The 13015-nt window shown below is 57.7% G+C and carries 12 protein-coding genes; 5 read left to right on the forward strand and 7 right to left on the reverse strand.

All coding sequences use genetic code 11. The features are described from left to right. Window positions 1-130: 130 nt before the first annotated feature. Window positions 131-1531, forward strand: coding sequence for a class II fumarate hydratase (gene fumC, locus HMPREF9538_RS01625; protein WP_002903315.1), 1401 nt, complete (start codon window positions 131-133; stop codon window positions 1529-1531). On the opposite strand, the gene tus is transcribed toward fumC, so the two are convergent. From tus to rstA, 4 genes are all read right to left on the reverse strand, one after another. Continuing rightward, window positions 1521-2453, reverse strand: coding sequence for a DNA replication terminus site-binding protein (gene tus / locus HMPREF9538_RS01620; protein WP_009760668.1), 933 nt, complete (start codon window positions 2451-2453; stop codon window positions 1521-1523). The two genes, fumC and tus, sit on opposite strands and share 11 nt — an antisense overlap. A 75-nt stretch (window positions 2454-2528) precedes the next feature. Next, window positions 2529-3830 carry a two-component system sensor histidine kinase RstB gene (gene rstB, locus HMPREF9538_RS01615; protein ID WP_004151564.1) on the reverse strand — a complete coding sequence of 434 codons (1302 nt, stop codon included), beginning with the start codon at window positions 3828-3830 and terminating at the stop codon, window positions 2529-2531. Between the two features lie 256 nt (window positions 3831-4086). After that, window positions 4087-4449 carry a hypothetical protein gene (locus tag HMPREF9538_RS01610; RefSeq protein ID WP_009760669.1) on the reverse strand — a complete coding sequence of 121 codons (363 nt, stop codon included), beginning with the start codon at window positions 4447-4449 and terminating at the stop codon, window positions 4087-4089. 242 nt (window positions 4450-4691) lie between these two features. Further along, a complete protein-coding gene (gene rstA, locus HMPREF9538_RS01605; protein ID WP_002903377.1) occupies window positions 4692-5411 on the reverse strand; it encodes a two-component system response regulator RstA in 720 nt (239 codons plus the stop codon). Window positions 5412-5539: 128 nt separating this feature from the next. Here rstA and HMPREF9538_RS01600 point away from each other — a divergent pair, with 128 nt between their 5' ends. Further along, window positions 5540-5875 (forward strand): GlpM family protein, encoded by a 336-nt coding sequence (locus HMPREF9538_RS01600; RefSeq protein WP_002903379.1) that lies wholly within the window; start codon window positions 5540-5542, stop codon window positions 5873-5875. On the opposite strand, the gene folM is transcribed toward HMPREF9538_RS01600, so the two are convergent. The 3 genes from folM to ydgH all read right to left on the reverse strand — a co-directional run bounded on the left by folM (window position 5872) and on the right by ydgH (window position 9141). Then, window positions 5872-6594 carry a dihydromonapterin reductase gene (gene folM, locus HMPREF9538_RS01595; protein WP_004176334.1) on the reverse strand — a complete coding sequence of 241 codons (723 nt, stop codon included), beginning with the start codon at window positions 6592-6594 and terminating at the stop codon, window positions 5872-5874. The genes HMPREF9538_RS01600 and folM overlap by 4 nt on opposite strands. Window positions 6595-6630: 36 nt before the next feature. Beyond that, entirely contained in the window at window positions 6631-8013 is a 1383-nt protein-coding gene (locus HMPREF9538_RS01590; RefSeq protein WP_004183892.1) for an amino acid permease, read from the reverse strand. 177 nt (window positions 8014-8190) lie between these two features. Beyond that, a complete protein-coding gene (ydgH, locus tag HMPREF9538_RS01585; protein WP_002903384.1) occupies window positions 8191-9141 on the reverse strand; it encodes a DUF1471 family protein YdgH in 951 nt (316 codons plus the stop codon). A 521-nt stretch (window positions 9142-9662) separates the two neighbouring features. Between ydgH and pntA the strand changes: the two genes are divergently transcribed. The 3 genes from pntA to HMPREF9538_RS01570 all read left to right on the forward strand — a co-directional run bounded on the left by pntA (window position 9663) and on the right by HMPREF9538_RS01570 (window position 12928). Continuing rightward, window positions 9663-11192: a Re/Si-specific NAD(P)(+) transhydrogenase subunit alpha gene (gene pntA, locus HMPREF9538_RS01580; RefSeq protein ID WP_004148265.1), complete on the forward strand. Its 1530-nt coding sequence runs from the start codon at window positions 9663-9665 to the stop codon at window positions 11190-11192. 10 nt (window positions 11193-11202) lie between these two features. Continuing rightward, window positions 11203-12591, forward strand: coding sequence for a Re/Si-specific NAD(P)(+) transhydrogenase subunit beta (gene pntB / locus HMPREF9538_RS01575; RefSeq protein WP_002903386.1), 1389 nt, complete (start codon window positions 11203-11205; stop codon window positions 12589-12591). 148 nt (window positions 12592-12739) lie between these two features. Next, window positions 12740-12928, forward strand: coding sequence for a YdiH family protein (locus HMPREF9538_RS01570; RefSeq protein ID WP_002903388.1), 189 nt, complete (start codon window positions 12740-12742; stop codon window positions 12926-12928). Window positions 12929-13015: the final 87 nt, after the last annotated feature.

A 13015-nucleotide genomic window follows, 5' to 3' on the forward strand; every position in this document is an offset into this window, starting at 1 on the left:
GGGGGGGGGCTTTTTTTATGTCGCTTCGCGGCACGAACCACCAAAACAACTTATCAATCTGGCCAATACTTAGTCTTTTAAGCAGGTGAGCTTTGTCGCTATGACGCACTTTTCATCCAAGGAGAAAGTAATGACAACGCATCGCAGTGAAAAAGACTCGATGGGCGCCATCGAGGTCCCGGCCGATAAACTCTGGGGCGCCCAGACCCAGCGCTCGCTGGAGCATTTCCGCATCTCGACCGAAAAAATGCCCGGGGAGCTGATATACGCCCTGGCGCTGACCAAGCGGGCGGCGGCGAAGGTTAACCAGGATCTCGGACTGTTGACGGCGGAGAAAGCCGGGGCGATCGTCGCCGCCGCTGACGAAGTGCTGGCCGGAAAGCACGCGCAGGAGTTCCCCCTGGCTATCTGGCAGACCGGCTCCGGCACCCAAAGCAATATGAATATGAACGAGGTGCTGGCCAACCGCGCCAGTGAACTGCTCGGCGGAGAACGGGGGATGGCGCGAAAAATTCATCCCAATGACGATGTGAATAAGAGCCAGAGCTCAAATGATGTATTCCCCACCGCCATGCACGTCGCGGCGCTGATTGCCCTGCGGGAAAAAGTGATCCCGTCGCTGCAGGCGCTGCGGGCGACGCTCAATGAAAAAGCGGTGGCCTTCAGGGATATCGTCAAGATCGGCCGCACCCATCTGCAGGACGCCACGCCGCTCACCTTAGGCCAGGAGATCTCCGGCTGGGTGGCGATGCTGGACCATAGCCTGAAGCACATTGAAGCCAGTCAGCCGCATCTTGCCGAGCTGGCGCTGGGCGGGACGGCGGTAGGAACCGGGCTGAATACCCATCCGGAATATGCCGTACGGGTGGCGGCCGAGCTGGCGTCGCTCAGCGGACAGCCATTTGTCACCGCGCCGAACAAATTCGAAGCGCTGGCCACTGTGGATGCCCTGGTCCATGCCCACGGCGCGCTGAAAGGCCTGGCGGCCTCGCTGATGAAAATCGCTAACGATGTCCGCTGGCTGGCCTCCGGCCCCCGCTGCGGCATTGGTGAAATCGCCATCCCGGAAAACGAGCCAGGGTCATCGATTATGCCGGGCAAGGTTAACCCAACCCAGTGCGAAGCTCTGACCATGGTCTGCTGCCAGGTGATGGGCAACGACGTGGCAGTGAATATCGGCGGTGCTTCCGGCAACTTTGAGCTTAACGTCTATCGCCCGATGGTCATCCACAACTTCCTGCAGTCGGTGCGTCTGCTGGCGGACGGTATGGCGAGCTTTAACGAGCACTGTGCGGTGGGTATTGAACCGAATCGCGAGCGGATCAGTCAGTTGCTCAATGAGTCGCTAATGCTGGTTACTGCGCTGAATACCCATATCGGCTACGACAAGGCGGCGGAAATCGCTAAAAAAGCGCACCATGAGGGGCTGACTCTCAAAGCCTCGGCGCTGGCGCTGGGCTACCTGACGGAAGCCGAATTCGACAGCTGGGTGCGCCCGGAAGAGATGGTCGGCAGCCTGGCTATTCGCTAGCCAGCCAGAGGTGCAGGCGCGGGATAAGCAATCTCAGCGACTGCGCCTCCGGTTTGTAGCGATACTGCACATTGTCGGCATCATAGTTCAGCAGCTCGCCAATATCCGGTACGCTGACCCCCCGGCTGCCGGACATCAGGGCGATCAGCGGGCTGGGGCAGGCGTACTGTACCTGTTTCTGCTCGCCGGCGTACCAGACGCGGGCGATCGGCTGGACTTTCACCGGTCGTTTTATTTTCAGCCGCGCCCGCTGCGGCAGGGCGGCGATATCCTGATACTCCCTTTCCAGTTTGCTCTGCCACTGCTCCCTGGTCCACGGCGGCACCGCCCGCGGCGCTTGCAGGCTTTTCTCCAGCATCATCAACACCTGGTCGCGGGTCAGATTCTTGATGACGTGCTTATTGGCCCAGCCGAAGCGGATGGTGCTCGGGTCGACGAGGGGCGTCAGCGTGCGGTAGGCGCTTAGGGTGATCAACCCCGGCAAATGACGGTGTACCCACTCAAAACGGGCGGTGGGGGGCAGGCCGGAGTCGACGGTGACGATCTTCTCGAAGGTGGCCTTCAGGGCATTGATATGCTGAATACGCGCCAGCAGATCCTGCTGCTCCGCGGCGGTAACCTGCAGGCAGATAGCCCCCGGCAGGCGTACGGCGGCCTTGCTGCTGCGGTTTTCCGATTGCTGCTGGATAAACAGATGGCTGTAGTGGCGCAGGGCGCGCGCCAGGGCCGTCTTGCCGATGTGCTGCACCACCGGAATAGTGGCCAGCGGATTGTGCTCGGCATCCTTACCGATCGCCGGCAGTTCAAATACCCGGCCCGCCAGCAGACGGCAGTCACTTAACGCCTGCTGGAGCGCCTGCAGCTCCAGCTCGATCTGGCGAAAGGTATTATTCAGACGTTCAACGAGGTCGTAGCTGGCCATTATTACCACCTTAGTTACAACATACTATTAGATTTTTGCAGCATACCCAGCCCGCGGCTTCTGCGCAAGTTTTATTCAGGCAGAGGTGAAATCAGGCAGCTGATGATAGACCGGCCAGCTAAAGCAGAAGCGGGCGCCGCCGAGAGGGCTGGCCTCGCAGCGCACCTCGCCGCCCATCGCCTGGGCGATACTGTGGACAATCGCCAGGCCGAGGCCGCAGCCTCCTGTCGCCCGGTCCCGGCTGGGGTCAAGGCGGACAAAGGGCTCAAACACCCGCTCGCGCTCCTCGGGGGCGATTCCCGGGCCGTCATCCTCAACCAGCAACGATGCGCGCGAACCCTGCAGCGTCAGGCTGACCGCCACCCGCTGGCTGCTGTAGCGCAGGGCGTTATTGACCAAATTATCCAGCACCCGCTCCATCAGTCGCATATCCAGCGCGCCGTAGTTACCGTGGGTCAGCGTCGCCAGGGCGACCTCGCGCTGTGGGTTAACCATCTGGATATCCTCGACGTGATCGCTGATCCAGGCGGGAAAATCGGGAGTCGTCAGGCTGAGCTCCGTCTGCGGGCGGTCGAGGCGGGCGTAGGTCAGGAGCTCTTCAATCAGCGCCTCCAGCTGACCGATATCGCGGTTCAGCGCCTGCGATTCCGCCTCGGTGAGATTCTCGCTCATCTCCAGACGGTAGCGCAGGCGTACCAGCGGTGTCCTGAGTTCATGGGCGATGCCGTCAATCAGCTGCTTTTTGCTGGCAATAAGCGCATTAATGTTATCGGCCATTTGGTTAAAGGCCACCCCGAGCCGCTCGAAGCTGGACATACTGTCGAAGTGAATGCGCTCGCTGAGGTGACCTTCGCCAAAGCGCTGGGCGGCCGTCTCAATGCGCAGCATGTCCTGCCAGTGCGGGCGCATCCAGATAAACACCGGAAAGGCCAGAGAGATAGCAATAAACGCCATTAGCGCCACGTCCAGCAGGCGCATCTCATGCAGAAAATAGAGATAGGGCACCGGGCCCACCGACAGCACATAGTGGCTGCGGGGAATGCGCTGAATAAAGGTGTACTGATCGTCGAGGGCGACGATATCGCCGGCGCGCAGGTGCTGCATCGAGCTTTCCGACAGCTTAAATTTGCTGATCGGCTCGATGTGCAGATCAAACGATAAATTCAGGTCCAGCTCTTTAAGGGTCTTGCTCCAGTCGCGCGGCGGTATCTCCCGCAGCTCGCTGCGCATCAGATACAGCGAGCTTTTCATCAAATCGTCAAGCGACTGCCGTCCGGCGCGCTCCGCGGTAAATTTATAGACCAGACCGACCAGCATGGTCATCACCAGAAAGCAGACGAAGAGCAGAAGATAGAACTGCACGAACAGCTTTTTCATTACATTACCGCGTATTCAAGAGAAACCTGTCTGGCGCCCCAGGGGCATCTTCTGCGCGTCGGGGAGTCAATGTTATCGATATCCCCGGGCGAGGCGCGGGGAAATCATCGATACGCTATCAAAGCAGGGTTTATGCCCCCTGACAATAGCCAGCCTGGAGACAGAACGGTGAAAAGGTGACAGTGTCACTCGATGCGGTGATTTCTTCACCCTCGGGGGGAGCAGGGCAATCGTATTGTGTGCGTCCATGGATACGCTACTCACGATAATAAGGAATGTCTACCGGATAGGTGGTCGTCAGACTCAGCAGCCGACAGCGCACCAGTTTTTCCGTTTCGGCATACCAGAAAGCAAACTCGCCGGTGGTCTGGTGGTAAATCATCTGATCGAGGTTGGCAAACGGGATCACCAGCAGCGGCCCCTGGCGAACGTGGCCGCCGCCGGTTTCAAAGTGATGCTGCCCCCAGGATTGCTGGGTATGTTCATAGCGATGAAGGATCACCTCGATTTGCCCGCGCTGCGGACAGAGGAGTCGAATATCGGCGTTGTCGAGGGAAAAAGCCCAGCCAGAGAGAGAAGTGAACAGTGAGAGTGCCAAAAGTACAACGTATTTCATCATGCAAAAGTCCTGTGTTTTCAGGCTTTATGCCACTCTGACAGCGGTAAGTCCTTGAGCACAATCATATTGAGGAGTTATGTGATGGGGTTCTGTACGGCTAATTCTATTGATTTAATCAATATGACAAGTTCCGGTGATGAATGTGCGCGCCAGGGACGAACGCAGCAGGCAGCAAACGTGATAACTTTGCCGCCGGCGAGCGCGCGATGAGCGGGCCCCTCGCAGGGCCGCAGAAGGGCTGCTTAGTTATCCCAGGCGTGAGGGGCGAACAGGTAGCCTTTGTTGCGAACGGTCTTAATACGATAGGGCTCCGTGGCGTTGTCGAGCAGTTTTTTGCGCAGGCGGGAGATAGCCACGTCGACGCTGCGATCCATCCCGTCATAGGTAACGCCGCGTAAATTTTTCAGCAGTGCGTCGCGGTCCATAATCTGCCCGGCGTGGGTGGCCAACTCCCACAGCAGATCGAAATCGGCGGTCGACAGGGCGACGTTTTCTCCGCCAAGCAGCACCTGGCGGTTGACCGGGTCAATGGTCAGCGAGCCGAAGGAGATGGTTTTATGTGGCGTGAGCGTTGAGGAGGCGGATCCGGCGCCTGCCGGAGCAATATGCTGGCGCAAATGCAGACGCAGTCGCGCGAGAAGTACCGCTGGCGGCGTGGTTTTCAGAATATAATCGCTGGCGCCCATCTCCAGGGAGAGGATATGGTTCATATCGCTGTCGAGCGAAGTCAGCAGGACAATCGGCCCTTGCCATTGCCCGCGCAGATCGCGACAGAGCGTCATTCCGTCCTTGCCGGGCAGCATAATGTCCAGCAGCACCAGATCCGGTTTCTCCCGCGCGATCACCTCCTCAGCGCGGTCGCCGCGAGGCTCGACCACCACATCCATATCATGCTTGCCGAGATAGGCGGCGATCAGCGTGCCTACCTCAGGGTCATCCTCAACAAAAACGATTTTATTCATGTCTATTGCACATCAGTAAAAGAAGTAACATACACCGCACTTATTTTACCCGCCATTACTCTTTTATAAACAGCGTTAAATCCGCTATGCTGCCCTAACTTATTGATTCACTGTTAAGGCATACGGGCATGGGGCTGTTAATCAAAGGGCTGTTGGGAGCGCTGGTGGTGGTGCTGATTGGCGTGCTGGCGAAAACCAAAAACTACGCTATCGCTGGCCTGGTCCCGCTGTTTCCCACCTTTGCGCTCATCGCCCATTATATTGTCGCCAGCGAGCGGGGGATCGAAGCCCTGCGCGCGACCATCGTATTCGGCATGTGGTCGATTCTTCCCTATTTTATCTATCTGCTGTCACTGTGGTATTTCACCGGGATTATGCGCCTGCCGTTGGCGCTGGCAGGCGCAGTGGGATGCTGGGGGCTGTGCGCCTGGCTGTTAATCCTCGGCTGGAGCCGTTTCCACTAGCGCAGCGGGCGGCCGCCGTCGACAGCGAATGAGCGGCCGGTAACGTAGCGGCTGGTAAACAGGTAATCGATGAGATCGCTAATCTCTTTTTCGCCAGGGGCGATTTTCATCAGCGATTTATCCAGCGCCTGCTGACGATAGGCCTCGTCGTCACCCTCATTAAACATGATTAGCGACGGCGCGATGGCGTTGACCTTAACCTCTGGCGCCAGCTTGCGAGCGAAGGAGCGGGTCATGTTATCCAGGGCGGCTTTGCTGGCGGCGTAGGCGATATGTTTGTCGCTCCCGCGCTCCACCACGTAATCGGTGATATGTATAATGTCGCTGGCGGCATGGCCGTGGCCGCGCAGCAACGCCTCCAGCGCATGGTTGAGCAGATAGGGGGCGTGGACGTGGATCTGCATCATGCGGTTGATGACGGTGCTCAGCGGGACGCCCGGCTTTTCCGCCATCCAGTCGCTGGCGTTATGGATGATGGCGCGCAGACCGTCGGTGTGTGATTTGACCGCTTCAGCGAAGGTCAGAATGCCGTCATCGCTGCTAAAATCGGCCTGCAGGCAGAGCGCGCCCGCTTCGCGCAGGCCGTCAATCGCCGGATAGGGCGTACGATAGCTGACGATGACCGGCTGGCGCTGCTGCAGAAAATGGTGTGCCAGAGCGAGGCCGATGCGGCGGCCTGCTCCTGTGATCAGAATCGGGCGGGGCTGTTGTTCAGCCATGGGTATCTCCTATGCGTTCTGCGGCAGGGCGACCGCTTACCCCACCAGCATCCACGTTGCCGGCACAGCGGCAACCAGCAATAAACCAATTAGCGCCACTTCGCGGCGTTTGAGCGAACGATCGTGCTGGTGCGTACGTCGGGCGTACAAAAAGACCAGAAGACCCGGAGCGTAAAGTACCACCGACAACAGCAAATGCACAGGCCCCGACGCGTATAATAACCATATGCCATAAATACAGGCGCCGATAGCCACCGCTTTATGCAGCGGGCGAGTGGCGATTTTCAGCAGAAAGGCGCCGACCAGCAGATAAGGCACGAGGATCATTTCTGACGCAATAGTCAGCAGCGTGCCGTAGTCCGACCCGGTCAGCCAGATCAGCACCAGCGATACCTGAACGCTGATATTGGTCAACCACAATGAGGCGGAGGGGGCGTTGTTGCTATTCTGACGGGCAAACAGGCGCGGGAAGGCTTTATGAGTGGCGGCGAGGAAAGGCACCTCCGCGGCCATGATGGTCCAGCTGAGATAAGCGCCGCACACCGACACGATCAGCCCGGCGGCAATGACGATCTCCCCCCACGACCCCATCAGCCTGACCATCAGTCCCGCCATCGACGGGTTGCGCATTTCGGCCAGTTCGCTGCGCGGCACGACGCCCAGCGACAGCAGGGTGACCAGCAGATACACCGCGAGGGCTGACAGCACCGCCAGCAGCGTCGCGCGGCCAACGTCGCGCTTGTGTCGCGCCCGCGCGGACACGACTACCGCCCCCTCCACGCCGATAAACACCCACAGGGTGATCAGCATGGTGTTTTTGACCTGCTCCCATACCGGCACGCCCAGCGCCAGGCCGCTAAAATCGAGGCGGAACGTATCCAGCTGAAAGGCCAGGGCGGCGAGCGCGACGAAGGCGCCCAGCGGCAGAAGCTTGGCGAGGGTGGCCACCAGGTTAATCCCCGCTGCCGTCTGGACACCGCGCAGGACCAGAAAGTGGACGACCCACAGCAGAACCGACGCGCCAACGATAGACTGCCAGGTATTACCATCGCCAAACAGGCGCAGCTCAGGGGTATCGGTGAAAAAACTGAGCGCCGAAAAGACGATAACCAGATAGGAGACATTGGCGATCACCGCGCACAGCCAGTATCCCCAGGCGGAGCAGAAGCCGATCAGTTCGCCGAATCCTTCGCGAGCGTAGGTGAAGATCCCGCCGTCGAGGTCGGGACGAATACGGGTCAACAGCAGCATGGCGAAAGCGAGAAACAGGATCCCGACGCCGGTGATGGCCCAGCCAATGAGCAGAGCGGAGGGGCTGGCCACGGCAGCCATATTTTGCGGCAAACTGAATACGCCAGCGCCGAGCATTGAGCTAAGGACCAGGGCGGTCAGGGCGCTCAGGCCCAGTTTCTTTTCCATTGCATTCCCGAGGTGAAAATGGCTGTTCCAGAATATTTATTTTGCGAAATCGCATAAAAATGGAGGATTGCGCTAAGGCGCGGGATTTTACGGAGTGTCCGGGGGCCATGCAATGGCGGGGGATGAAAAAAAATGAAAAGGCGGCAATGCGCCGCCTTTTTAGCCAGCCAGCAGCGATTATTTGTACAAATCGGCGCTGATGGTGATGTTGCCGCCGCGTTCCTGCCACTGGCGGGTGATGTGGTAGTACTTCGCCCCTTTCTTCGCCGCGCGTTTCGCCGTCTGATAGGAGATTTCGGTCATGTTGCCGTAGTTGCCGGTGAACTGGATGTTATCGAACGGCACCATTTGCGCCGCAGTCACTTTGTTCACTTCTTCGACCTTAGTGCCGTTCGGCAGAGTGACAGTGTAACGTCCACCTTTCGAAGACTGAGTCTCAAAGAAACGCCCAACGCCGGTACCCGAACCCACCGCGGCGGTGGTGGCAACGCCCGGAATTTCCACGTTCTTCGCCGCTTCGCCGCCTTTGGCCAGCGCTGCGCGGCCAGCTTCAGAGTCAGCCGGGATCGCGTCCGGGCTCTGCAGCACGCGTTTTTCAGCATCTTTTTTGTAGATATAAGCGGTAATGCGCTGGTTGCCGCCCTGGTTGGCGTCAACCTGGCGGACGATAAAGAACGCATAGGCGCCTTTTGCTTTCGCCGCTTTGGTGATGGCGTCGTTGACTTCCGGCTGGCTGCGATAGAAGCCCTGAACGGTGACGGTGTCGTAAGGCATCAGCTCAACGGCCTGATCTTTCGGCAACTCCATCACGCCGTTGATAATGCGATTCTTCGGCGCATCCGCTTTCGGCGCGTCTTCTTTATAAAGGTCAGCCGTGACGCGCCAGTTGCCGCCATTGCCGTAGTCCGACGTGTCGACAACATAGAATGAGGCCGCGCCGTCTTTGTCGGCTTTGCGCGATACTGCCTGTACCGCATCGCCAATGGCATTAAACCGGCCGGTGACGACAACGCGATCGTAGGGCTTCAGCGCAGCCGCCTGCTCCGGGGTCAACTCGGTCGCTGCATGGGCAGACAACGTGGCGGTTGTCAGGAGAGCAGACGCCAGGAGGGTGTTTTTAAGCTTCATAAAAATAATCCTTTGCCTTGCGCAAACCATATACTGGTGTTGTTGTTGACTGAAAACGTTTGATTATTGCATTTAATCGCCGTGACTGTCTGCGTCAATTTTTGCTTGCCGCCCGAATCGTATACTACGGAAAGATAACATTTTTCGATATGTTGAAAAAACAGGCGCTTGACCAGCAAAAACGATAATCAATACCACTTTTATTAGTTAATGTAATGTTAACACAATGATCTCAATGGCGATAAATGGCGTTTTATACCGCAGGATAAGCGGATTATCAGGCCTGGGCGGCAAATTCAGGTAAATATTGCTGCCCGGACCCATCTGAGCTGACAATAAGCAATAAAATCAAAATTTGTGTTTTATCGCAGTAGATCACAATCGGTATTTTCAGTAGGTTATAAAAAGTTTGTTACTGTTTCATTTTGTAGACAGCGAAAGATGGCGAGGAAGATTTTGCCGTCCTGGCGTTGTTGGGCAGAAAAGTAAACCATCATCAAAAACCGATGGAAGGGAAAACTATGCGTATTGGTGTACCACAAGAAAGGCTAGCCCAGGAGACCCGGGCCGCCGCCACGCCGAAGACCGTTGAGCAATTGCTCAAACTCGGCTTTAGCGTCGCGGTAGAAAGCGGCGCCGGGAAGCTGGCCAGCTTTGACGATGAGGCCTTTGCCGAGGCAGGAGCTGAAATCGTGACCGGCGACGAGGTATGGCAGTCTGATGTCATCCTTAAGGTCAATGCTCCGAATGACGATGAAATTGCCCTGCTGAATCCGGGGACCACGCTGATTAGTTTTATCTGGCCGGCGCAAAACCCGCAGCTGATGGAAAAACTGGCGGCCCGTAATATCAACGTAATGGCGATGGATTCCGTGCCGCGTATTTCCCGCGCCCAGTCGCTGGATGCGCTCAGCTCAATGGCCAACATCGCCGGGTACCGCGCTATCGTTGAAGCGGCGCATGAATTTGGTCGATTCTTTACCGGGCAGATTACGGCGGCAGGCAAGGTTCCGCCCGCCAAGGTGATGGTCATTGGCGCCGGGGTAGCCGGTCTGGCGGCGATTGGCGCCGCCAACAGCCTGGGCGCTATTGTTCGCGCCTTCGATACCCGTCCGGAAGTGAAGGAGCAGGTGCAGAGTATGGGCGCCGAGTTCCTCGAGCTGGACTTTAAAGAGGAAGCGGGCAGCGGCGATGGCTACGCCAAGGTGATGTCTGAGGCCTTTATTAAGGCTGAAATGGCGCTGTTCGCCGCGCAGGCGAAAGAGGTCGATATCATTGTCACCACGGCGTTAATCCCGGGCAAACCGGCGCCGAAGCTGATCACCCGCGAAATGGTCGACTCCATGAAATCGGGCAGCGTGGTGGTCGATCTGGCCTCGCAAAACGGCGGCAACTGTGAGTACACCGTACCGGGCGAAGTGGTGACCACCGCCAACGGCGTGAAAATCATCGGTTACACCGATCTTCCTGGCCGTCTGCCGACCCAGTCCTCCCAGCTCTACGGCACCAACCTGGTGAACCTGCTGAAGCTGCTGTGCAAAGAGAAAGACGGCAATATCGTTATCGATTTCGATGACGTGGTAGTGCGCGGCGTGACCGTTGTTCGCGAAGGTGAAATCACCTGGCCGGCGCCGCCGATTCAGGTCTCCGCTCAGCCGCAGGCCGCGGCGAAAAAAGTGGAAGCGCCGAAAGAAGCGGTGAAACCGGCGTCGCCGTGGCGCAAATATGCGCTGATGGCGCTGGCGATTATTCTCTTCGGCTGGCTGGCCAACGTGGCGCCAAAAGAGTTCCTCGGCCATTTCACCGTCTTCGCGCTGGCCTGCGTGGTGGGTTACTACGTGGTGTGGAACGTCTCCCATGCGCTGCATACGCCGCTGATGTCGGTGACCAATGCCATTTCGGGCATTATCGTGGTTGGCGCGTTGTTGCAGATAGGCCACGGCGGCTGGGTCAGCTTCCTGAGCTTTATCGCGGTGCTGATCGCCAGCATTAATATTTTCGGTGGTTTTACCGTGACTCAGCGCATGCTGAAAATGTTTCGCAAAGGATAAGGGGTAGCACATGTCTGGTGGATTAGTAACGGCTGCATACATTGTTGCTGCAATCCTGTTTATTTTCAGCCTGGCGGGCCTGTCGAAACACGAAACGTCGCAGCAGGGCAACTATTTCGGCATCGCCGGGATGGCCATTGCCCTGATCGCTACCATCCTGGGGCCGGACGCCGGCAACGTCGGCTGGATTATTCTTGCGATGGTGATCGGCGGGGCGATCGGTATTCGTCTGGCGAAGAAGGTCGAGATGACCGAGATGCCGGAGCTGGTGGCTATCCTGCACAGCTTCGTGGGTCTGGCAGCGGTGCTGGTGGGTTTCAACAGCTACCTGCAGCATGAAACCGGTATGGAGCAAATTCTGGTCAATATTCATTTGACCGAAGTGTTCCTCGGGATCTTCATCGGCGCGGTGACCTTCACCGGTTCGGTGGTGGCGTTTGGTAAACTGCGCGGCAAAATTTCCTCCAGGCCGCTGATGCTGCCCAATCGCCATAAGCTGAACCTGGCGGCGCTGGTGGTTTCCTTCATCCTGATGGTGATTTTTGTTCGCTCTGACAGCACCGGCACCCAGGTCCTGTGCCTGCTGGTGATGACCGCGATCGCGCTGGCCTTTGGCTGGCACCTGGTGGCCTCTATCGGCGGTGCGGACATGCCGGTGGTGGTCTCGATGCTCAACTCCTACTCGGGCTGGGCGGCAGCGGCGGCGGGCTTTATGCTGAGTAATGACCTGCTGATCGTCACCGGCGCGCTGGTGGGCTCTTCCGGCGCCATCCTCTCTTACATTATGTGTAAGGCGATGAACCGCTCCTTTATCAGCGTGATCGCCGGGGGCTTCGGCACCGATGGTTCCTCCAGCGGCGGCGATGAAGAAGTGGGCGAGCATCGCGAGATTAGCGCCGAAGAGACGGCGGAGATGCTGAAAAACTCGCACTCGGTGATCATCACCCCGGGCTACGGTATGGCGGTGGCTCAGGCGCAGTATCCGGTAGCAGAAATTACCGAGAAGCTGCGGGCGCGGGGTATCAAAGTACGCTTTGGTATTCATCCGGTGGCCGGGCGCCTGCCGGGGCATATGAACGTCCTGCTGGCGGAAGCCAAAGTGCCTTACGACATCGTGCTGGAGATGGATGAGATCAACGACGATTTCAGCGACACCGACACCGTGCTGGTGATCGGCGCCAACGATACCGTCAACCCGGCGGCGCAGGACGATCCGAAGAGCCCGATCGCCGGCATGCCGGTGCTCGAGGTGTGGAAAGCGCAGAATGTGGTGGTCTTTAAGCGTTCAATGAACACCGGTTACGCCGGCGTACAGAACCCGCTGTTCTTTAAAGAGAACACTCATATGCTGTTTGGCGATGCTAAAGCCAGCGTCGATGCGATCCTGAAAGCGCTGTAATGTAACATAATTGTTTTACAACGTTTGTTTATAAGCCGTCTCCTGTGAGACGGCTTTTTTATATGCAGGGGAATGCCTGGAATTGTTCATAAAATAAGCGGCAAGAGGTGATATAATGTTCCTGTTCTTACATCAGACTGAGGATATTATGGATACCGAGTTAACCCCAACGCAGATGGCCATCGAATTCTTACGCCGCGACCCCACCGTCATGACCCCAGCGCAGTATCTGAAAAAACTTAAACTGCTGGAGCTGGAGTTTGCTGACCTGATGGCGCTCTCCTCGCTGGAGCTGAAAGAAGAGATCGATCTGGCCTGGCGTCTGGGTATCCACTAAGCCATTCTCGCTGGACAGTGACAGGGGCCGCCAACGGCCCTTTTTTTGTGCCTGGCTGGCAGCAAGCAAAAAAATCCCCCGCGAGGC

It is taken from the genome of Klebsiella sp. MS 92-3, from assembly GCF_000195655.1.
In the GTDB taxonomy this organism is placed as follows: Bacteria; Pseudomonadota; Gammaproteobacteria; order Enterobacterales; family Enterobacteriaceae; genus Klebsiella; species Klebsiella pneumoniae.